This is a genomic window from Arenibacter algicola (assembly GCF_000733925.1).
Taxonomy (GTDB): Bacteria; Bacteroidota; Bacteroidia; order Flavobacteriales; family Flavobacteriaceae; genus Arenibacter; species Arenibacter algicola.
Genome location: NZ_JPOO01000003.1, coordinates 530,577 through 552,200, shown reverse-complemented (window position 1 = coordinate 552,200; position 21,624 = coordinate 530,577). Strand labels below are relative to the sequence as shown.

21 protein-coding genes are annotated in these 21,624 nt (G+C 38.8%); 11 read left to right on the top strand and 10 right to left on the bottom strand.

The genetic code is table 11. The features are described 5' to 3' along the window. Together lpxD and U735_RS0112565 are read right to left on the bottom strand one after the other, a co-directional pair. Positions 1-1,017: a UDP-3-O-(3-hydroxymyristoyl)glucosamine N-acyltransferase gene (lpxD, locus tag U735_RS0112570; RefSeq protein ID WP_031444157.1), complete on the bottom strand. Its 1,017-nt coding sequence runs from the start codon at positions 1,015-1,017 to the stop codon at positions 1-3. 23 nt (positions 1,018-1,040) lie between these two features. Next, the gene (locus U735_RS0112565; protein WP_031444156.1) at positions 1,041-2,270 is read right to left on the bottom strand and encodes an HD domain-containing protein; all 1,230 of its coding nucleotides are present in this window, start codon (positions 2,268-2,270) and stop codon (positions 1,041-1,043) included. Positions 2,271-2,307: 37 nt separating this feature from the next. Here U735_RS0112565 and porX point away from each other — a divergent pair, with 37 nt between their 5' ends. The 6 genes from porX (at position 2,308) to U735_RS0112535 (ending at position 7,009) form a co-directional block, all read left to right on the top strand. Continuing rightward, on the top strand, positions 2,308-3,852 hold the full coding sequence (gene porX, locus U735_RS0112560; RefSeq protein ID WP_031444155.1) for a T9SS response regulator signal transducer PorX: 1,545 nt from the start codon (positions 2,308-2,310) through the stop codon (positions 3,850-3,852). Positions 3,853-3,936: 84 nt separating this feature from the next. Then, positions 3,937-4,347 (top strand): tRNA (adenosine(37)-N6)-threonylcarbamoyltransferase complex ATPase subunit type 1 TsaE, encoded by a 411-nt coding sequence (gene tsaE / locus U735_RS0112555; protein WP_031444154.1) that lies wholly within the window; start codon positions 3,937-3,939, stop codon positions 4,345-4,347. Between the two features lie 179 nt (positions 4,348-4,526). Beyond that, positions 4,527-4,718: a hypothetical protein gene (locus U735_RS0112550; RefSeq protein ID WP_031444153.1), complete on the top strand. Its 192-nt coding sequence runs from the start codon at positions 4,527-4,529 to the stop codon at positions 4,716-4,718. 92 nt (positions 4,719-4,810) lie between these two features. Further along, positions 4,811-5,368: a hypothetical protein gene (locus tag U735_RS0112545; protein WP_034248469.1), complete on the top strand. Its 558-nt coding sequence runs from the start codon at positions 4,811-4,813 to the stop codon at positions 5,366-5,368. Between the two features lie 57 nt (positions 5,369-5,425). Continuing rightward, the gene (locus U735_RS0112540) at positions 5,426-6,625 is read left to right on the top strand and encodes an alanine dehydrogenase (RefSeq protein ID WP_031444151.1); all 1,200 of its coding nucleotides are present in this window, start codon (positions 5,426-5,428) and stop codon (positions 6,623-6,625) included. 3 nt (positions 6,626-6,628) lie between these two features. Continuing rightward, positions 6,629-7,009 (top strand): DUF4258 domain-containing protein, encoded by a 381-nt coding sequence (locus U735_RS0112535; protein WP_031444150.1) that lies wholly within the window; start codon positions 6,629-6,631, stop codon positions 7,007-7,009. Here U735_RS0112535 and U735_RS0112530 read toward each other — a convergent pair. Then, on the bottom strand, positions 7,006-8,172 hold the full coding sequence (locus U735_RS0112530) for a proline dehydrogenase family protein (RefSeq protein ID WP_031444149.1): 1,167 nt from the start codon (positions 8,170-8,172) through the stop codon (positions 7,006-7,008). The genes U735_RS0112535 and U735_RS0112530 overlap by 4 nt on opposite strands. A 92-nt stretch (positions 8,173-8,264) precedes the next feature. On the opposite strand from U735_RS0112530, the gene aroB reads away from it, so the two are divergent. Together aroB and U735_RS0112520 are read left to right on the top strand one after the other, a co-directional pair. After that, positions 8,265-9,326, top strand: a complete 1,062-nt coding sequence (gene aroB, locus U735_RS0112525) for a 3-dehydroquinate synthase (protein WP_031444148.1) — start codon at positions 8,265-8,267, stop codon at positions 9,324-9,326. Between the two features lie 117 nt (positions 9,327-9,443). Further along, positions 9,444-9,770, top strand: a complete 327-nt coding sequence (locus U735_RS0112520; RefSeq protein WP_031444147.1) for a hypothetical protein — start codon at positions 9,444-9,446, stop codon at positions 9,768-9,770. Here the strand turns inward: U735_RS0112520 and U735_RS0112515 are convergent. The 3 genes from U735_RS0112515 to U735_RS0112505 all read right to left on the bottom strand — a co-directional run bounded on the left by U735_RS0112515 (position 9,767) and on the right by U735_RS0112505 (position 12,104). Next, positions 9,767-10,288, bottom strand: coding sequence for a DinB family protein (locus U735_RS0112515; protein WP_031444146.1), 522 nt, complete (start codon positions 10,286-10,288; stop codon positions 9,767-9,769). The genes U735_RS0112520 and U735_RS0112515 overlap by 4 nt on opposite strands. A gap of 123 nt (positions 10,289-10,411) precedes the next feature. Beyond that, the gene (locus tag U735_RS0112510) at positions 10,412-10,891 is read right to left on the bottom strand and encodes an Lrp/AsnC family transcriptional regulator (protein WP_031444145.1); all 480 of its coding nucleotides are present in this window, start codon (positions 10,889-10,891) and stop codon (positions 10,412-10,414) included. An 85-nt stretch (positions 10,892-10,976) separates the two neighbouring features. Then, complete coding sequence (locus tag U735_RS0112505; RefSeq protein WP_031444144.1) at positions 10,977-12,104, bottom strand: M14 family metallopeptidase; 1,128 nt, start codon at positions 12,102-12,104, stop codon at positions 10,977-10,979. Between the two features lie 302 nt (positions 12,105-12,406). Between U735_RS0112505 and U735_RS0112500 the strand changes: the two genes are divergently transcribed. The 3 genes from U735_RS0112500 to U735_RS0112490 are packed head-to-tail and all read left to right on the top strand — an operon-like array spanning position 12,407 to position 14,027. Beyond that, positions 12,407-12,784, top strand: a complete 378-nt coding sequence (locus tag U735_RS0112500; protein WP_316933017.1) for a helix-turn-helix transcriptional regulator — start codon at positions 12,407-12,409, stop codon at positions 12,782-12,784. Positions 12,785-12,834: 50 nt separating this feature from the next. Next, positions 12,835-13,215 carry a hypothetical protein gene (locus U735_RS0112495; RefSeq protein ID WP_031444142.1) on the top strand — a complete coding sequence of 127 codons (381 nt, stop codon included), beginning with the start codon at positions 12,835-12,837 and terminating at the stop codon, positions 13,213-13,215. A 2-nt stretch (positions 13,216-13,217) separates the two neighbouring features. Further along, on the top strand, positions 13,218-14,027 hold the full coding sequence (locus U735_RS0112490) for a TerC family protein (protein WP_031444141.1): 810 nt from the start codon (positions 13,218-13,220) through the stop codon (positions 14,025-14,027). Between the two features lie 359 nt (positions 14,028-14,386). Here the strand turns inward: U735_RS0112490 and U735_RS0112485 are convergent, their stop codons facing one another. The 4 genes from U735_RS0112485 to ychF form a co-directional block, all read right to left on the bottom strand. Then, entirely contained in the window at positions 14,387-15,343 is a 957-nt protein-coding gene (locus U735_RS0112485) for a sterol desaturase family protein (protein WP_031444140.1), read from the bottom strand. Positions 15,344-15,479: 136 nt separating this feature from the next. Next, complete coding sequence (locus U735_RS0112480; RefSeq protein WP_031444139.1) at positions 15,480-18,161, bottom strand: DNA gyrase/topoisomerase IV subunit A; 2,682 nt, start codon at positions 18,159-18,161, stop codon at positions 15,480-15,482. Between the two features lie 45 nt (positions 18,162-18,206). Next, positions 18,207-20,069: a DNA topoisomerase IV subunit B gene (locus tag U735_RS0112475; protein WP_031444138.1), complete on the bottom strand. Its 1,863-nt coding sequence runs from the start codon at positions 20,067-20,069 to the stop codon at positions 18,207-18,209. Between the two features lie 350 nt (positions 20,070-20,419). Beyond that, positions 20,420-21,514 carry a redox-regulated ATPase YchF gene (ychF, locus tag U735_RS0112470; RefSeq protein WP_031444137.1) on the bottom strand — a complete coding sequence of 365 codons (1,095 nt, stop codon included), beginning with the start codon at positions 21,512-21,514 and terminating at the stop codon, positions 20,420-20,422. Positions 21,515-21,624 lie beyond the last annotated feature (110 nt).

The following is a 21,624-nucleotide window of genomic DNA, read 5'->3' as shown; positions in this document are numbered from 1 at the left end:
TCAATCCTTTTTTTCAATGTGTTCTAATCTATTTACTATTTTGGGCAGATTTTTAAAATGTACATAGGATTTATTGTAATCCCCATAATTTAATGCTGGGGAGCCCTGCAATATTTCATCATCCTTAACATTTCTTCCAATACCGGACTGGGCCTGTATTTTCACCCTGTCCCCTATTATAATATGACCAACAATACCTACTTGTCCCCCTATTTTGCAGTACTTTCCAATTTTAGTGGATCCGGCTATCCCGGTCTGCGCAGCGATTACGGTATGTTCCCCAATTTCTACATTGTGGGCTATCTGAATTTGATTGTCCAATTTTACCCCTTTCCTCAGAATGGTTGAGCCCAAGGTGGCACGATCAATGGTGGTACCCGCCCCTATATCTACATTGTCTTCAAGAATAACGTTTCCTGTCTGTGGAACAGTTATATATTCTCCATTTTCAGAAGGAGCAAATCCAAAGCCATCGGCTCCCAAAACAACTCCGCTATGCACCACACAATTGTTGCCAATAAGGGTTTCGGAGTATATTTTGGCCCCGGCAAAGATGACCACATTATTGCCTATGGAAACATTGTCTCCTATATAGACGTTGGGATATATTTTTACATTGTCCCCAATCTTCACGTTATTGCCCAAATAGGAAAAAGCCCCTAAATAAAAATCCTTGCCATGGGTAGCGGTATCTGCTCTAAAAACAGGTTCCTCAATGCCAATTTTATTATTTTTGACCTGATTGTAATATTCCAAAAGTTTGGAAAAGGACTTGTAGGCATCATCCACTTTTATCAAGGTGGTTTCTAAATGATGATCTGGAACAAAGTCTCTATTTACAATGGTTACAGATGCTTTTGTAGTATAAATGAACGAAGTGTATTTTGGGTTGGCCAGAAACGTAAGTGCTCCTTTTTCACCTTCTTCTATCTTCGCCAATTTATGTACAGCTATCTCTGGATTGCCCTCTACATCCCCTTCCAAAATACCCGCGATTTGACTTGCTGTAAATATCATGGGGACAAAAGTAAGAAAAATAGTTAAACGGAAACTTTAGGATAGCACATATAATATTTGGTAACCGTCTTTGAAAGCGTTTTCAAATATTGTTGATCGGAGGCCTTGGCTACATCCGTAATTCTGCCATTACTACGTAGAATGTTTATATTCTGACTTTTGGAGTTATACGCCTGGTTTTTAATCTCCCCTGAAAACACAAAATAGGCCGTTTCCTCATCCGTTAATTGATGCTCGTTTTTAAAACTTAAAAAATGCCTGTTCAGTTTATCTTCATTAATAGGCTTGTTCTTCAGTTTTACATGTAAAAGCCTGCGATTAATGATCATTTTACAGAGTTTTGACAATACAAAATCGTCATGATCCTGCCAACTTTTAATGGCCCACAAAATATCTACATCATCCAATTGGGCAAACAATTCCAACTTATCCTGGGAAAATTCCTCTTTCGGAATTTTGTTTTCCATAAAGAACTTGAGGGCGCCATTAAATTGAACATTTTCCCCTTTTGCCAACAATTCCTTGGCCCTTTGTAATATTTTTATCAAAAGCTGTTCTGCTACCAATCCGGTTTTGTGCAAATAAACCTGCCAATACATAAAGCGTCTTGCCATTAGGAATTTTTCAACCGAATATATCCCCTTCTCCTCTATCACCAACTCGCCATTTAGAACATTCAACATGGTAAGTAGCCTTTCGGAATTAATATTGCCTTCCGCAACGCCAGTGTAAAAACTATCCCTTTTTAAATAATCCATCCTGTCCATATCGAGTTGGCTGGAGACCAATTGGTTTAAAAATTTCTTAGGATATTGCCCTTTAAAGATGTCAATGGCCGTGCTTAATTTTCCTTTGTATTTGTGATTGAGGGCTTCCATGAACAATAAGGATATATGTTCATGATTTACCCCCTCCACAATACTGTGCTCCATGGCATGCGAAAAAGGGCCGTGTCCAATATCATGTAATAATATGGCACAAAGGAGTCCTTCCTCCTCTTCTGTTGTAATTTCTACCGACTTAAAACGCAGGACTTGAATGGCCTGTTGCATTAGGTGCATGCTTCCCAAAGCATGGTGGAAACGGGTATGGTGGGCACCTGGATAAACTAGATAGGATAGCCCCATTTGGGAGATTCTCCTTAAGCGCTGAAAATAGGGTTCAGCAATTAGATTAAAGATTAGTGCATTGGGTATTCCGATAAATCCGTAAATTGGATCATTGAAAATTTTGAGCTTATTTGATTTTATCAAAACCAGAATTCTTTACGCAGGCAAATATAAGGACTAAATGAACAAGATAACAATACTTTGGGTAGATGATGAAATAGATTTATTAAAACCGCACATCTTATTTTTAGAGGGCAAGAATTATAAAGTTATTACATGTCTAAGTGGTCGGGAGGCTTTGGATGAATTAAAGGAAACACATGTAGATATTGTTTTTTTGGATGAAAACATGCCCGGCATTTCCGGCTTGGAAACATTGAATGAAATAAAGGTGATCAATAATTCGCTTCCTGTGGTTATGATAACCAAAAGTGAGGAGGAATTGATTATGGAGGAGGCAATTGGTTCCAAAATAGCGGATTATTTAATTAAACCGGTAAATCCCAATCAAATTCTTTTGTCCCTAAAAAAGAACTTGGACCATTCCCGCTTGGTCTCGGAAAAGACCACCGCCAACTATCAGCAGGAATTTCGGAAAATTGCCATGGAATTGGCTATGGTAAACAGTTATGAGGAATGGGCGGAACTATATAAAAAACTTATTTCGTGGGAATTGAGATTGGAGGAAATTGAAGATTCAGGAATGTTCGAAATATTGGAGTCCCAAAAAACGGAGGCGAATCAACAGTTCGGAAAATTTGTCGAAAAAAATTACGAAAGTTGGTTTACCGATAAAGATGGTCCCATTATGTCCCACACCCTCTTTGGGCAATTGGTTAAACCGGAATTGAAGGACAACAAAACATTATTGGTGGTCATAGACAATTTGAGATATGATCAGTGGATGGCTTTTGAAGATACTTTAAATTCTTTCTATAGAAAACGTAAGGAACTGCCCTATTTCAGTATTTTGCCTACGGCTACCCAATATGCAAGGAATGCAGTTTTCTCGGGACTTACGCCATTGGATATGGAGAAAAAATATCCGCAATGGTGGAGAAATGATACAGAGGAAGGGGGCAAGAATCTTTTTGAAGCGGAGTTCCTAGAAGCACAGTTAAAACGATTGGGGCTGGAACTGAAGTGGGAATACCATAAAATTAGCAGCTTAAAACAAGGGAAGCACCTTTCCCAAAATTTTAGATCCCAAAAGGACAATGACCTTACGGTGATAGTTTACAACTTTGTGGACATGCTCTCGCATTCCAAAACGGAAATGGATGTTGTTAAGGAGTTGGCCGCTAATGATAAGGCCTACCGTTCCCTAACGCAGAGTTGGTTTAAGAACTCCCCCTTACTGGAAATTATTCAACAGGCACAAGGGTTGGGATTAAAGTTGATTGTTACTACGGACCACGGCACTATTAATGTTAAGCAGCCTTCCAAGGTAATCGGTGATAAGGAAACGAGTCTTAATCTCCGGTACAAAACAGGTCGGAGCCTAACCTATGAAGAAAAGGATGTATTGGAAGCAAAAGATCCAAAGAAAATATTTTTGCCCAATATAAACGTTAGCAGTTCGTACATATTTGCTAAAAACGATCTGTTCTTTGCCTATCCCAACAATTACAACCACTATGTGAGTTATTATAGGAATACCTATCAGCACGGAGGGGTGTCTATGGAAGAAATGATAATTCCCTTTGTAGTTTTGGAACCAAGGTGATCGTAGTTTCAATGACGCAAATAAAACTTCTATTTTAATAAATGGGGAATAGGATTTATCTTGCGCAAATTTTAATATTTTAAAATGACAATTTCCTATAACATTTCCCAAATATCTGATGTTGCCCAACAATTGATTACCAAGTTTCCTTCAAAAACGCTCTGCTTTTATGGGGAAATGGGGGCCGGTAAGACTACGTTGATCAAAGCCTTGGTGAAAGAATTGAATGGTGCGGGATCTACTAGCAGTCCCACTTTTGGTATCGTAAACGAATATCATAGGGAGAATGGGGAGCTGTTGGGGTATCATTTTGATTTCTACCGTTTAAATGACGAATCGGAGGCTTGGGATCTTGGGTTGGAAGAGTATCTGAGTGCCGATGCATGGATATTTATGGAATGGCCGGAAAAAATTGAAGGTTTACTTCCGCAGACAGCAACTAACATTAAGATTGAAATTCTGGATGAAAAAACTAGGCAACTATCAATTTTATAACTTTAATTGCTTTATGATTTCTATTATAGGAATACGGAATATGTTAAATGAAATTTTTTCAACTGACAATTTTTTTAGACAAAATACATGAATTAATCGATGTTCGGCGGGATGGGTAAAATATTTTTCTATTTTTGTTTTTAAATTAAACCCTTTATCGAACCTAAAATTTAAAAACCATGAAGATTAAAAAAACTTCCCTACTAGGCTTTGCACTTGCGGCATGTATTTCATTATTGAGTTTTTCCTGTACCCCTAACAGCACTGCAGAAGACGATTCATTATACGAACAAAATATCGACATATTAAAAATTAAGGTGCCGGCGAACGGTATAGATATTTTAAAGGTAAAAGTGCCTAAGAACGGTTAAGGCATTCTTTTCATATTTAGATGGGCTTCTGTATACTAGAAGCCCATTTTTTTTGTTATAATTAGAGTAAAACAATTACCCACTTGACCAATATGTTCAAAACGTTCCGCAAAGTCGACCAAAGCAACAAAACAAAGAAGTCGAGAAGTCTTCTAATTGGAAGTATTGTAGCGGTAATCATTGCCTTGACGCCCTTAATATTTTATTCTTACAAGTTCTTCCCTTCCGGAAGTACATTGGACCTTTATTTTTATACTTATGAAAGTAAATATCAGTTAAGTATAATTACCGTTATGTGGCTGTTTATGGCCAAATTTGTGCCCTTGGTGCTCTTGGTATTATGGTTCTTTACCTGTAAACATTGGTGGTATCACGTGTTGTTGATTCCGATAGCCATGTACGTCTTTCAGGTTGTTTCTTTAATTTATGAAGATCGGTTTATAGATGAGGTAGAAATATTTTGGTTGTTGCCAATTATGATAGTGGTAATACCATTTGTTTATTTTATTCGCTTAAAGCTGTTCGATAAACATGTTCTTGGCATCGATTTGGAGGCAATGGACCGGGAATTAAAGGCATACAAGGAAAAAGAACTTAAAGAAAAAGAGCGACTTCAAAAAGACGAAATGGCAAAAGAAAAATTATCGTAATTTTGATTTTGGATAGTTTCGATACATATCGGAATTTATCTGACAGATTTACAGCATATGAGCCAACATTCCTCACCGTTTAGCAAGCAGCAATTACTGCCCCAAGAAGAAACTTTGGAAATCCTAAGACAAAAAGGAGAGCTTTTTATTGGGATTCCAAAGGAAAACCAATACCAGGAAAAGAGAATTTGTCTTACCCCTGACGCCGTAAATGCAATTACGGCCAATGGGCACAGGATTCTAATTGAATCCGGAGCTGGAGATGGTGCCAATTATTCCGATGTGGATTATACCAATGCCGGGGGCGAAATAACTAGGGATACCAAGAAAGTTTTTGCCTGTCCAATAATTCTAAAGGTTGAGCCTGCTACCTTACAGGAGATCCAGTTGATCAACCCACAATCGACCATCATTTCAGCCCTGCAGATCAAGACCCAAAGTAAAAAGTATTTTGAGGAACTGGCCAAAAAAAGGATTACTGCAATTGCATTTGAATATATTAGGGATGATGATGGTAAATATCCGGCGGTACGCTCATTGAGTGAAATAGCGGGGATATCTTCGGTATTGATCGCTTCTGAAATTATGGCTGCCACCAACAAAGGTAATGGCCTTATGTTTGGAAACATTAGTGGTGTCCCACCAGTGGAGGTTGTGATTATAGGAGCGGGCACTGTAGGTGAATTTGCTGCCAGATCGGCCATAGGGCTGGGTGCCAATGTAAAGGTTTTTGACAATTCCATTACTAAATTACGGAGTATCCAGACCAATTTAAGACAGACTGTTTATACCTCTACCATTCAACCTAAAAATTTATTGAAGGCATTAAAGCGTTGCGATGTGGCCATTGGCGCTACCCGGGGCAAAGATCGGTCACCTGTTGTAGTAAGTACTACTATGATGGAGCAAATGAAGAAAGGGGCAGTAATTATCGACGTGAGTATCGATATGGGAGGGTGTTTTGAATCCAGTGAGGTAACAACCCATGACAAACCTATAAAAGTTAAGAATGGCGTTTTGCATTACGGAGTACCCAATATTCCTTCGAGATATCCAAAAACAGCTTCTATTTCCATTAGTAATATTTTTACTCCTTATTTGCTAAAGATTGGGGAAGATGGTGGTTTTGAAAATGCATTGCGATTTGATAAGGGCCTGCGCAATGGTCTATATCTATACCATGGTATCCTGACCAATAAATCTGTTGGAGAGTGGTTCGACCTCTCATACAGCGATATTAATTTTCTTATTTTTTAATTTATGGCATTTTTAAAGCGTTTGGGCTTCTTTATTTTTGGATTATCTATTGGCTTGGTTTTTTTGACGATTTTTCTAAAGAAAAAATCGCAGGAAACCGGTACCGAATTCTGCTATTTCCCAAATTGTAGGACCTTAAAGGATATCAGGTCCAAGCAAATTTCCTATTCGGACGCCATTGTTCAATTAATCCAACAAAAGGATTTGGACAGTACCGATATAAACGGTTTTTTATACAATGGTGATGTAGATTTTGGTATGAGTGAAACCAAGACCAAACCTTGCAAAACTTATTATATTGAGGGTATGGTGAAGGATAAATCGGCGATCTTGAAAGTGAAAAACTGTTCCGAAAAGGCCGTCATAGAAAGTGTTGCTTTTTAGATTTTTCTTCGCTTCCGTTCTTTTTTCAATAAGGTGAGTTCCCGGCTGGTTTGGCCCGCTACCGAGGTATTTTCCTCCGCCCGTCGTATTAAATAGGGCATTACGTCCTTCACCGGTCCAAAAGGCAGGTATTTGGCTACATTATATCCTTCTTTCGCTAGATTGAAGGATATATGGTCACTCATTCCATATAGTTGTCCAAACCAAATTCTAGGGTCGTTGTGTTCAATATTACTGGCCTCCATTTGTTCCATCAACCGGTAGCTACTTATCTCGTTATGGGTTCCCGCGAAAAGGGACATGGTGTCCAAATTTTTCACCATATAGGCTACCACATTATCAAAATTTTCATCGGTTGCTTTTTTGGATTCACAGATCGGGGATGGATAACCTTTTTCCTCGGCCCTGTCATTTTCTTTTTCCATATAGGCCCCACGGACTACTTTCATCCCTATAAAATAATTGTTTTCTAGGGCATCCTTATGAAGTCTTTTTATATAATCAAGGCGGTCCCACCTATAGGTTTGTAGGGTGTTGAAAACAATAGCCTTCTTTTGGTTGTATTTCCGCATCATTGTTTCCGCCAGTTCATCTGCTGCTCCTTGCATCCAGCTTTCCTCCCCGTCTATCAAAATAGAAACTTCCAGATCATGGGCTTTTTTACAGACCTTGTCATACCTATTTACAACGCGTTGCCATTCTTCTTTTTCATCTTTGTTAAGGCTGTGGCCTTCCGTTATCTTTTGATAAAGTTTAAAACGTCCAAAACCGGTTGGTTTGAAGACTATGAAAGGTATAGCTGAATTTTCTTTAACAAAATCTAAGGTTTTCAAGGCTTTTTCGTAGCAGGAGTCCAGCTGATTCTCAACTTCCTGTCCTTCCACGGAATAATCCAAAATAGTGCTTACCCCCTTTTCGAACATTTTGTCGGCCACCACCATACACTCTTCTTCGTTTACCCCGCCACAGAAATGATCAAAAACACTGGCCCGGATAAGTTTTTCCACAGGTAGGTGCGCTTTTATGGCAAAGTTGGTTACGGCAGTGCCAATTTTAACCAGGGGCTCGTTGGCTATAAGTTTGAATAAAAAATATGCCCTTTCTAATTCTGAGTCGGTTTTAAGTGCAAATGCGGTTGCCGTATCCTCAAAAATTTCCTTCATTCCTATGAATTTATTAAGGATTCAAATATAAGTACAGATTTTATATTCCTATCATATAAAATAATGTTTATTTTGCCGTAAATAAATCAATAATGAATTCTATTACGACACCCTCCTACTCTGTTCATTTTAATGAAAAGGCCTATGTAGCCCTCAATAATCATTTGGCAAAATCCAATTATTCCAAAATATTTATTTTGGTAGATGAAAATACCCATAATTGCTGTCTGCCAATTTTTATGTCGAAAATTGAAGGGGAATATGATTTTGAGATTATTGAAATAGAAGAGGGAGAAATCAATAAAAACATAGCCACCTGTACACAGGTCTGGGAAGTTTTGTCCGAATTGGATGCGGACCGAAAAAGTGCAATGATAAACCTTGGTGGCGGTGTAGTTACAGATCTTGGAGGCTTTGTGGCTTCCTGTTTTAAACGGGGTATAGAATTTATAAATGTACCCACTACCCTCTTGTCTATGGTGGATGCCTCCGTTGGGGGAAAAACCGGTGTGGATCTTGGTCCCTTAAAGAATCAGGTAGGGGTTATTAATCAACCCCAAATAGTGGTGGTGGATACCGACTTTCTGAATACTTTGGATCAAAGACAATTGAACAGTGGTTTTGCCGAAATGCTTAAGCATGGTCTTATTAGCGATGCCGCCTATTGGGAAACCTTAAAAGGCCTTGCTGGTTTTGATAATTTGGATGAATATATCCTTAGATCGGTGGCCATAAAAAATGAAGTGGTACAACAGGACCCCACGGAACAGCATCTAAGAAAGATCCTGAATTACGGACATACCTTGGGACACGCCGTAGAATCCTATTTCTTGGAAAGCAAAGAACACGAGCTACTATTGCATGGCGAAGCCATTGCCGTTGGAATGATACTGGAAGGTTATCTATCCTATAAGCTGACAGGGCTTGGAAAGAGTGCTTTGGAGGATATTAAGGCCACCTTTCTTGGGAGGTACAAAAAGGTAGAATTTGAAACAAAGGATATCGACACCATTCTTACCTTATTGAAATTTGATAAGAAAAACTCTCATGGTAATATCAATTTTGTTTTATTAAAAAAAATAGGTGAACCGGTGATAGACATAAAAGTAACCCCGGATTTATTGGAAGAAGCTTTTGTTTACTACGCGGAATAAAGGATACATATACTATAATTGCCGCTTTTACAACTCTTTATAGGGTTGATTCATAAAATTATATAGTTTAGGTAGTGTAATAACCGCCCTTATTTTTTTGGGAATAAACCACCTGCTATGTTACGTAAACTTGTAGATTACAAAAAACTGAGTCATGAAGTGGCTGCACGCCTAATAGAAATGTATCCATATGGCTATGGCGATGAGGATATTATTATGTTTAAGAACGTCCATGGAGAAATTATTGAAGCCGTGGAAGTTAAAACAGAGGATACCATTTATCTCGTAAAGATCAGCAAAAGTTTGGCCAATTTTATTTCAAATTTTGAGGATAATATAGAAAAGGAATTGGATAATCGGCCCGAATCCGAAACTTTCGAATCTCCTTCAGGTGAAATGGAGCTGGAATTAAACCACGAAGAAGAGGAATCCAAATTTGATTAAGCCTGCAGATATTTATAGGTAATAATCTGTTGATGGTGTTTTAGATGACCACAGATTACAAACCCCAGAGTTCCCACGGTCCATTCAATATTACTGGCTATTCCACTACGGGCAAGATCTTCATGGTCCAAATTATGGAAAAGGGTGATGGATGCCTCCCTTACCGCTTTAAATTCTGCAATTAGACTTTCCTTGTCCCTGGTACTGGCATTGGAATGTTTAACAAACAAGTCCTGGTCAAAACCCGGCAAAGGTGTTTTGTCATTTCGTAAAAACCGCAGGGCCCTATATTGAAAGACGCGCTCAGCATCGATAATATGCAAAATTACTTCCGCTATTGTCCACTTGCCTAGTTCGTAGGAAGTATGTAATTTTTCTTCTGGAATATTTTCAATAAACTTGGTAAACCCAGTTTTATCATTGACCAATAAGACCTTTAATTCGCTATCGTCCAATACGGATAAATAAGTTCCATAAAACTGATCGTACGCTTCTTTGGGTAAATTGGATTTTTTCATTTTGTAAATATTAAAAGATTGCTCTGGGCAAAATATGCCTTTTATATCCCAACCTGCTTAAAAACAATAAATCCCAAACAAAAACTGCTTGGGATTAATTACATTTTTTGTCTTCTAAAACAATTACATTTCGTTGAAGATCGTGTGCATTAGACGTTTTTTGTCGTTGATGCTTTCTTCCAATGAAATCATGGTCTCTGTTCTATCTATACCATCAATATCATCTATTTTAAAAATAATATTTTTGGCATGATTGGTATCCTTGGCTCGTATTTTACAGAAAATATTGAATTTCCCTGTAGTAATATGGGCAACAGTAACATTTGGAATTTGATTTAATCGCTCCAACACAAACTTGGTCTGATGCGTTTTTTCCAAAAAGATACCAACATAGGCTATAAAGGCGTATCCAAGTTTAACATAATCCAATGTTAGGGATGATCCTTTGATAATGCCTGCTTCCTCCATTTTCTTTACACGAACATGAACAGTTCCTGCGGAAATCAGAAGCTTTTTTGCTATATCGGTAAATGGTGTTCTGGTATTGTCGATTAACATGTCCAGAATTTGGTGGTCTATTTCGTCTAATTTTACTTTACCCATTAGTGTTTAATTTAAATGCAAAAATAATAAATTATAGAATTAAATGTAATGAATACATCATTTTTTTATGAAAACCGTAACTTTTTTAGATTTTTTGAAAAAATATTCCAGTATTGCGGAGTAGGTCCGCCAGGTCGGGATTGTTTTTAAGTTCCTTTAAGTCCTTAGCATATAAGCAATTATACGTTTTATGGCCAAATTTGCCTTGTAAATTCCCTATTTCTTCCAATTTACCTATGAATTCAATCTTCCCATTTACTAAAGTTTCTACAAATTGGATAGCAGCACTACTGCCCTGCTCATGCTTGGGTTCAAGAATGTGGATATTCTTTATTAGAACATCAAAAAATAACTTGTTGTTGTCAGGAATATCAAAATAGGAATCCCTATTATATTGGTCAATGGTTCCCTTTGAAATTACCTCAATGGCCTTGAGCATGGCAGTAAAAATATATTTCCTTGTTACTTCCCTGTCGTAATCTCCAGGAAAATGACCCGACTCAAATAATATGGTAGGAATATTCAACATTTGAAATGTATCGCCAACACAATTACTATTAAACCCATCATCATATCTTCCCACTTGACCGGGAATAAACTTTTGCAGTTCTTGGTTCATGGCTACAATCAATTGCATGCTAATCCCCCTAGTTTTGGAAATACTGCGTTCGGGGTCATGGGCAGGTGCCAAAAAAGAAACCGTTGCGGGTTTCGGAGTATTTCCTACATTAAAAATAGTGCGTTGGTCGTGTAGGTTAAAACAATAGTTGGGTTTAAAATCCTCATATATTCTTCTTAACACTATACTTTCCGGCTGGGTTCTATCCTGGGCATCCCGGTTTAAATCCACTCCGTTGGCATTGACCCTAGTGTAGGCCATGGCACCATCCGGATTTAATATGGGAACAATTTTAAGGGTACAGTTTTTTAAAATGGTAGTGGCTAGATCTGAATCCAATTTTAAATAATTTATTAGATCCAAAACAGCTTTTGTAGTAGTGGATTCGTTTCCGTGCATTTGGGACCACATCAAAATTTTCAGTTCCCCCTTACCTAGAACAATACTTTTTATAGCCAGTTCTTCCACCGATAATCCCTCGGTTTGGATTGTAAAATCTTTGGCTACATTATTTAGAAATGGGTCAATGTCCTTATGGGTAACGTATCTGCCTTTTATCGTTACTTCCTTTATATCATTATAATTTAACGGCATGCGTAAGACTCTGGTTTTGTTTGAACCGTACAAAGGTAACTTCAAAATAAATTACATTTGTAAACTATGTATGTTACAAATGTAAACAATAATAATTGGTTCATAACTCCACCTCTATAAGCGGATCTGGGCGATTTACCGTGAAATATGCTTTGTCTATTGTAAAATTACATATAACTACCAATCAATTTAAATGCTATCGTTATTTAAAGTGTTGAATTAATATATATTGTCATAATGGTAAGTGATTGCCTTTAGAATTTGGCATGAAATGATTACTTTTGTAAATAAAGTTTACAATTGTGAATACTTCTGATTTTATAAATAGAATCGATCAAATTTTGAAGTTCCATGATTTATCCGCTTCTGTGTTTGCGGATACCATAGGTGTTCAAAGATCCAGTATCTCCCATCTTTTAGCTGGCAGAAACAAACCCAGTTTGGAATTTGTACTCAAGGTTGTTGCTTCTTTTCCGGATGTTGATCTTTATTGGTTGTTGTTTGGCAAGGGGTCTTTTCCTAAGAAGGCCAAGGCCTCCACTGACGTTCAGGCAGAGTCGAAAGTGGTTGTCAACAGTGAGGTATCCCGTGACGCCAAGCCACGGAATGGGGACATAGATAAAATTATTATATTTTATTCTGACGGAAGTTTTAAATCCTATTCGGAAAAAGGAAGTTGAATTATAAGTTTTATTAGTAATTTCAGCATCAAATTTCTTTATTTTGTGGCATGACTAAATACATGACTTTTGGAGTAATGCTGCTTGTGCTTCTAGTGTGCTCTTGTTATCAGCCTGAACGCAACTGCTCCGATTTTAAAAATGGAAAATTTTCCTTTACCGCAGAGATCAACGGTGAAGAACTCACTACAACATTTGTTAGGAACGACAGTATTGAATTGGACTATTTTCAAGAGAAAGTGGATACCTCTTCCGTTAGGTGGATAAATGATTGTGAGTATATCGTTAAGAAGCTCCATCCCAAGAACATGGCCGAAGAGAAATCAATCCATATGAAGATTTTGTCTACTAGCGATAATTCGTATACATTTGAGTATAACGTTGTGGGTAGCACCAAAAAATCCAGAGGAACCGCAATTAAAATACAGTAAATATGTTTGAAATCTTATCGACTCCTGATGCATGGGTGGCTTTGATTACCCTAACTTTTTTGGAGATTGTACTAGGAATAGACAATATAATCTTCATCTCGATTATTGCCAACAAGCTGCCGCGAAAACTGCAGGCCAAAGCAACTAATCTGGGACTGCTTTTGGCTATGGTGCAAAGGATTGCATTATTGTTTGCCGTTTCCTTCTTAATTGGGCTTAAAAATCCGTTTTTCTATATAGAGAGCTCATGGGTTTATATGGGGATCAGCGGTCAGGCCTTGATCTTGTTTTCTGGGGGGCTTTTCTTGTTGTATAAAAGTACTTCCGAGATTCATGAAAAAATAGAAATGCCCGACCATGATGAGAATCAGGTTAGTGCTAAAGGGATTACCAGCTTTTCCAGTGCCATTGTACAGATTGTTCTGATCGATTTTATTTTCTCCATAGATTCAATTCTTACCGCGGTGGGTATGACCAACGGTATAGGCAACAAGCCGGGGGACGCATTATTGCTTATGATCATAGCCGTTGTTATTTCCATTATTATCATGATGGTCTTTGCCAATCCAATACGACAATTTATAAGTGCCCACCCATCTATGCAGATTCTGGCACTTTCCTTTTTGATTTTAATTGGTTTTATGTTGATTATGGAGGCAGCACATCTTAGTCATGCTAAATTCTTCGGAAATGAAGTAGGTGCAATTCCTAAAGGTTACCTTTATTTTGCCATAGCCTTCTCCTTATTTGTGGAGTTTCTTAATATTCGCATGCAAAAGAACAAGGAAAAGCCTTCGGGAGTAAAGGAATAAAAGACCTATTTCTGAGGGATACTTTTTTTTTATTTTTTATGTTGTTTCATTTGTAGATCGATCGAAAAAAAGAAACGCTTAGGGATTTTGGTTCTAACTGTGTGGAAAGGCGTATTTCTGGAGGCGGAATTATTGTTGTAACGAAGGGGTGTGAAGGGTTGAAATGACCGGATAAGTTTCCTCGGAAGATGTATTTGTAGTTATTGAAAAAAGATTGTTCTAATAATAGGCAGTGCTTCAATGATTTTTATCGACTCCAATTGATGGCAAGGTCCTGTACCTTCCTCCTAAAATCAATTTTAGGCATGTGTTAGCACCAACAATGGTTGAACATAGCCTAATCCGTAAGTTGTTATGGGTTAATTGGGCCTACTAAAGGCAACCTCTGGATTTGCAGTCTTTTGCTTTTTAAACAGTCGCTGTTGCTGTTTTACGGTTAAGGTGCTTCCGTCCGGACTCCAACCCGGAGGGCCAAAAATATACATCAGGGCGTGGGATAGTTTTTTCGAATTCTTTACATCCTTGTAGATATCCTTAAATTCATGGGTAAGAATAACTACCGGATTATGCGAATTGGGTGCGTGAATAACCCCGTACTTTACATCAATATCATCGTCCAGCTCTTTCCAGGTCCCAAACATTTTATCGAAAATATTTAAGAAACCACCGTGATTTTTGTCCAGATATTCCACATTTTGGGCGTGGTGCACTTGGTGCATGGTGTGGGTGTTGAATATTTTTTCAATGAATCCCATTTTTGGGATATAGACAGAATGTAATTGAAATTGCCATAAGGCTTCGATTCCCAAGCATACAACGACCATTTCTGGGGGGAATCCTATGGCGGGAAGCCACATGTAAAAGAGGGGTTTGTATAAAATAGTGAACCACCCGTTGCGTACGGCAGTCCCTAAATTAAAATTGTCCGAGGAGTGATGAACAATATGCGCGGCCCATAAAATACGTACTTCATGATTGGCTCTATGGAACCAGTAATATGTAAAATCGTCCGCTAACTGACAAAGAAGCCAAATATACCACGCATATCCAAAAGATTCATATCCAAGAATGTTGGTTCTGACCCCGTCTGTGATAGGGTTGAACAATTCATAGGTAAATTCAAATATTACAATTGCTGATATTACCTTGATCAAAGGCGCGATAATGGCAGAGCCAACACCCATAAAGCCGCTTGCGGCCAGATCTTTCCAATCATATAAATGATCGTCTCCATGTGTCTTGCTATAAGTGAGTTCCAATAAAATGAAAGCTATAAAACAAGGAACTCCGTATACCAGGGGGTTGGTAAAATCCATAAAAAATAATCAATTTGTGCAAATATAGGCTATTCTTAGAGTAATTCCTTAAGGAATTATCCCAATTAACCATTAATTAATACATTTTAAAATGGGTATCAGTTTTTTAATATGCTGCAGATACCCATGTAAAATCTTAAAACAGCGTTGTCTGTGATTCGTCGTCCCCTTTCTCCGGTTTTTTTTCTTTCTTAGGCTCTTGCGGGCTTGTGCCGGTTTTTGGGGAGTCCGTCTTTTGGTCTTCCTTAACCACTATGTTCTCTTCGTCTACAACTTCAATCTCACTGGTTTCGTTTTCCTTGGGTTCTTCAAAAGGGAGCGGTTCCAGGGCATTTATATTTTTAACCTTATCCGAGGTGAGTTGATTGCCTAAAGCTTTTATTCCCTTAACTGATATAAAATCCTCTAAATCAATTATTTGATTGGGTTTAGCGTCCTTTCCTCTTGGTTTTGTAAATTCAATCTCGACAACAGGTCGCCAATCGGTAGAAACGAGTTCCAAGAATGATTTTGGGTGTTCCGAAATAAACAATTCCTCCTTGTTTTCATTCTCTATCATAAAACGCTTTACGTAGTAGCGGTCTTTTTCCCCTTCATAATATATGGCAGATAATGGCTTGTTGGGGTTCCATTTTTCCAAAACAACCATATCTTCATCGAAATGGGTGGAAAGGTTGGGGATAAAAGTTTTTGCTACGCCTTTTTGGGTGACAACCAATAGCATATCGTCTCCCTTAAATTCTCCAAGGAGTTCCCCTCGGCCATCTACATTCAGTCTTCTGACTATTTCGTCGAACCATATTTTTCTTGGCTTAAGGGTGGAAACCCCTTTTTCTTTTAACTCTATGCGTTTTACCGAGTATTTGGTGACGATATTTCCTTTGGAGGCCCTACCTTTTATCAATACATCGGCGAAATCTATATCCCATTTCAGCTTCTTTACACTACCTACCTGTCTTAAAAGAACGGTAATGACTTCGGCCTCTCCATTTGGATTGGCTGAAAAATAAAGGACTTCGGATTGTGGCTTGCCGGTAGTGAGATCGTAGGGTTTATCCCTGGTAATTCCTGTGACGTTGAATCGTTTAATGTAGCTGGCCCCGCCCTTACCGTCTTTGTAGATCATATTGTAGATGGTCCGCTTGTCTTTTTTCTTGAATACGGCCACATGAATAATGTTCTTGCCTACAAAAATTTTGGAGTCCACCTTGGCAATCATCATTTTGCCTTCCTTGGTGAAAACAATTATGTCATCAATATCACTACAATCGGTTACATATTCATCCCGTTTTAGGGAGGTTCCAACAAAACCCTCCTCACGGTTAACGTATAATTTTGTATTTCTTATAACTACCTTGGTGGCTTCGATATCGTCAAAAATTCGGATTTCCGATTTTCGTTCCCTTCCCTTCCCGTATTTTTCCTTTAGGGACTTGAAATAGTTGATCGCAAATTCGATCAGATGGGCTAAATGGTGTTTTACCTCGGCAATCCTTTCTTCAAGGCTGTCTAAATATTGTTGGGCCTTGTCCAGATCGAACTTAGAGATTCTTTTGATCCTAATTTCTGTAAGTCGAACAATATCGTCTTCGGTGACTTTTCTTTTTAAATGGGTCGTATGTGGGGCGAGACCTTTGTCTATGGCTGCAATAACGCCCTCCCAGGTCTCCTCCTCTTCAATGTCCCGATAAATTCTATTTTCTATAAAGATGCGCTCAAGGGAGGCAAAATGCCATTGTTCCTCCAGTTCTCCCAGTTGTATTTCCAATTCGGCCTTTAGAAGTTCCACGGTGTAATCTGTGGAACGTTGTAGCATTTCGGTGACGCCTATAAATAGGGGTTTATTGTCCTCTATGATACAGCCCAATGGGGAAATGGATGATTCGCAGGAGGTAAAGGCGTAAAGGGCATCTATGGTTTTGTCGGGCGACAGTCCTGGCGGCAGATGTACCAAAATTTCCACTTCCGCTGCGGTATTGTCCTCTATTTTTTTGATTTTTATCTTCCCCTTGTCATTCGCTTTTAGGATGGAATCTATTAAAGAAGAGGTGTTGGTGCCATAGGGTATCTCCCTGATTACCAATGTATTCTTGTCTATTTGCTGTATCTTGGCCCTAACCCTGATCTTACCCCCTCTCAAGCCGTCATTGTAATTGCTTATATCAATGATACCGGAAGTGGGAAAGTCCGGGTAAATTGTGAATTTTTGCCCTTTAAGATGTTTTATGGAGGCGTCGATAAGTTCAATAAAATTATGGGGCAATACCTTTGTGGAAAGTCCCACCGCGATGCCTTCTGCTCCCTGCGCTAGTAAAAGCGGAAATTTGACAGGAAGATTTACAGGTTCTTTTTTTCTTCCGTCATAGGAAAGTTGCCATTCGGTAATCTTTGGGCTAAATACCACTTCAAGGGCAAACTTTGTCAATCTGGCCTCAATATAACGGGATGCGGCAGCACTATCGCCCGTTAATATGTTTCCCCAGTTACCCTGAGTGTCGATCAAGAGGTCTTTTTGTCCAATTTGCACCATGGCGTCCGCAATACTCGCATCGCCGTGAGGGTGGTACTGCATGGTATGTCCTACAACATTGGCTACTTTGTTATATCGCCCGTCATCCAATTCCTTTAATGCGTGCATGATCCTTCGCTGAACAGGTTTGAATCCGTCCTCTATTGCGGGTACTGCACGCTCCAAAATAACATAGGAAGCGTAATCTAAAAACCAGTCCTTGTACATCCCAGTAACCTTGGTAAGGGTATCGTGGGTTTCTTCTTGATTTTCTTTAGGTACTTCGTTCAGTTCTTCATTCTCTTCCATAAAGAAAGATTCGTATTAGTTTGGCCTGCCTATCGGCAGACAGGTTTATAATTGGTTTTCCTCTACTAGGTCTACCTCTACTTTAAGGTTGTTTATTATGAATTCCTGACGGTCAGGGGTGTTTTTTCCCATATAAAACTCCAGTAGGTTTTCTATGGACATGGCTTTGTCCAACATTACCGGTTCCAATCTAATATCTTCACCAATAAAATGTTGAAACTCATCCGGGGAGATTTCGCCCAATCCTTTAAATCGGGTTATTTCGGGTTTCCCTGTTAACTTTTCAATAGCCTGTAATTTTTCCTCATGGCTGTAACAGTAAAAGGTATCCTTTTTGTTACGGACCCTGAACAGCGGTGTCTGAAGGATGTACAGGTGATTTTCTTTTATTAGTTCAGGAAAAAATTGCAGGAAAAAAGTGATCAATAAAAGTCGAATGTGCATTCCATCAACATCGGCATCCGTTGCAATTACTATTTTGTTGTACCTTAAATCCTCCATTGATTCCTCTATGTTCAATGCGGCTTGGAGAAGGTTAAATTCCTCATTTTCGTAAACTATTTTTTTGGACATGCCATAGGAGTTCAAAGGTTTTCCCCTTAAACTAAATACGGCTTGGGTGTTTACGTCCCTTGATTTGGTAATGGAACCCGAAGCTGAATCACCCTCTGTGATAAACAGGGTGCTTTCCAAACAGCGATCATTTTTGGAATCTGCCAAATGTACCCTGCAATCTCTTAATTTTTTATTGTGGAGGTTGGCTTTTTTGGCCCTGTCCTTTGCCAATTTTCTAATCCCGGAGAGTTCCTTACGCTCCCGTTCTGCCTGCATAATTTTACGTTGAAGCTTTTCTGCAGTATCTGGATTTTTGTGTAGGTAGTTGTTGAGCTGGGTGCCCACAAAATCGTTGATATAGGTTCGTACCGTTGGTAGATCGCCGCCCATATCCGTAGAACCCAATTTAGTCTTGGTCTGACTCTCGAACACGGGTTCCATGACCTTGATGGCGATGGCGGAAATAATAGATTTCCTAACATCGGATGGATCATAATTTTTGCCGTAGAAATCCCGGATGGTTTTTACGATCGCCTCCCGAAATGCTGTCTGATGTGTTCCTCCCTGGGTGGTATTTTGTCCGTTAACAAACGAATGGTATTCTTCGCTATACTGTGTTTTGCTATGTGCTAAGGCAATTTCGATATCGTTACCCTTTAGGTGTATAATAGGGTAAGTCATGTCCTCAATATTATTATTGTCTTCCAATAGGTCTTTTAGACCGTTCTCGGAATGGAATTTCTCTCCATTGTAAATAATGGTGAGACCAGGATTGAGGTATACATAATTTTTGAGCATGCGTTCCACATACTCGTTCCTATACTTGTATTTTTTAAAGATAATTTCGTCAGGAGTAAAGGATACCTTGGTTCCTTTTCGCTTTGAGGTGTCTTCCGGGCCTACTTCCGCAACTAGGTTTCCTTGTTGAAATTCTGCGGTTTTAAGCATATTATCCCTAGAGGACTGCACTTTGAAAAAACTGGATAGGGCATTTACCGCTTTGGTACCAACCCCGTTAAGACCAACGGATTTTTTAAAGGCCCTTGAGTCGTATTTACCACCAGTGTTCATTTTGGATACTACGTCCACTACCTTGCCCAAAGGTATTCCCCGGCCATAATCCCTCACATTTACCACATTATCTTTGATAACGATATCTATGGTTTTGCCGGCACCCATTACAAACTCATCTATACAGTTGTCTATAACCTCTTTTAGGAGGATATAGATACCATCATCTGCAGAAGAACCATCACCCAATTTTCCAATATACATTCCCGGACGCATCCGGATATGCTCTTTCCAGTCTAATGAGCGAATGTTGTCTTCTGTATATTGGGCGTTATCTGACATGGTCTAGGGCTTTATCCAAAGTGTTGCTAATATAGCAAGTGTTATAAAAAGATGAAACCCCTAGGCGTTAAAGTAATTAACAAAGGAAATCAACGATTTGTTGATAGTAAGGGGTTTTAAGTGCAATAATTTCTTAATTAAGAGAACAATAGCAATCACAAAAATATAAAATATTATTGATTATTTGAAGGGGCGCCAAAGCCGGCCCAATTTCAGTATCCTTTTAGGATTCTATGGAGCAGAGCGATTTAAAATGAACAAATCCCAAAAGAATTTTGTAATAAATTCTCTTAGGATTTGATTATAGAGTTGAAATTGGCAGGTGTTATACTAATAAATGACGTTAGGGATTACACGTTAAACCTAAAATGCATTACATCGCCATCCTTAACAATGTATTCTTTTCCTTCTACACGCATTTTTCCAGCTTCCTTAACTTTGGCCTCACTGCCAAAGGAAACAAAATCATTATAGGCAATAACTTCAGCCCTAATAAAGCCCTTTTCAAAATCGGTGTGGATTACTCCTGCAGCCTGTGGAGCCGTGGCGCCCACTGGAATGGTCCATGCCCTTACTTCCTTTACCCCGGCGGTAAAATAGGTCTCAAGGTCCAATAACCTATAAGCTCCCCTGATCAATTTGGCAGAACCGGGTTCGGTGAGTCCTAAGTCCTCCAAGAACATTTGTCGTTCCTCATAACTCTCCAATTCCGTAATATCGGCTTCGGTTCCTACGGCCAAAAAGATTACTTCTGCATTTTCATTGGCAACAGCAGCTTTAACTTGCTCCACGTAGGCATTGCCAGTGGTAGCTGCATCTTCATCCACGTTGCAAACGTACATTACTGGCTTGTCTGTAATGAACTGTAAAGGTTTTACAAATTCTGCGCGATCCTCCTTGTTAATGTCCAGGGCGCGTACAGAGGTACCCGTTTCAAGGCCTTGTTTGATCTTTAGTAGAACAGCTTCCTCTTTTTGCGCTTCCTTATTTCCTGTTTTGGCGGCCCGCTTTACTTTTTCAAGCTTTTTATCTACGGTCTCCAAATCCTTTAATTGAAGTTCAATGTCAATGGTCTCTTTATCCCTCACCGGATTTACAGAACCATCTACGTGTACAATATTTTCGTTGTCAAAACAGCGTAGCACATGCAAAATTGCATCTGTCTCGCGAATATTACCCAAAAACTGGTTGCCAAGACCTTCGCCTTTACTGGCACCTTTTACCAAACCGGCAATATCTACAATTTCTACAGTTGCAGGCAATACTCGTTCAGGATTTACAAGTTCTTCCAACTTCTGCAATCTAGTGTCCGGTACGTTTACTACCCCAATATTAGGTTCAATGGTACAAAAAGGAAAATTGGCACTTTGTGCCTTGGCGTTGGACAAACAATTAAAAAGTGTGGACTTTCCTACATTGGGCAATCCTACAATACCTGCTTTCATGGTCGAGATCTATATTAAACGGGAAACATAAATTAAAAACTGTTTCCCAGCTTTTTTTAAAACAGCTGCAAAGATACTATTTATGTACGTGTAAGAACACACATTAACAA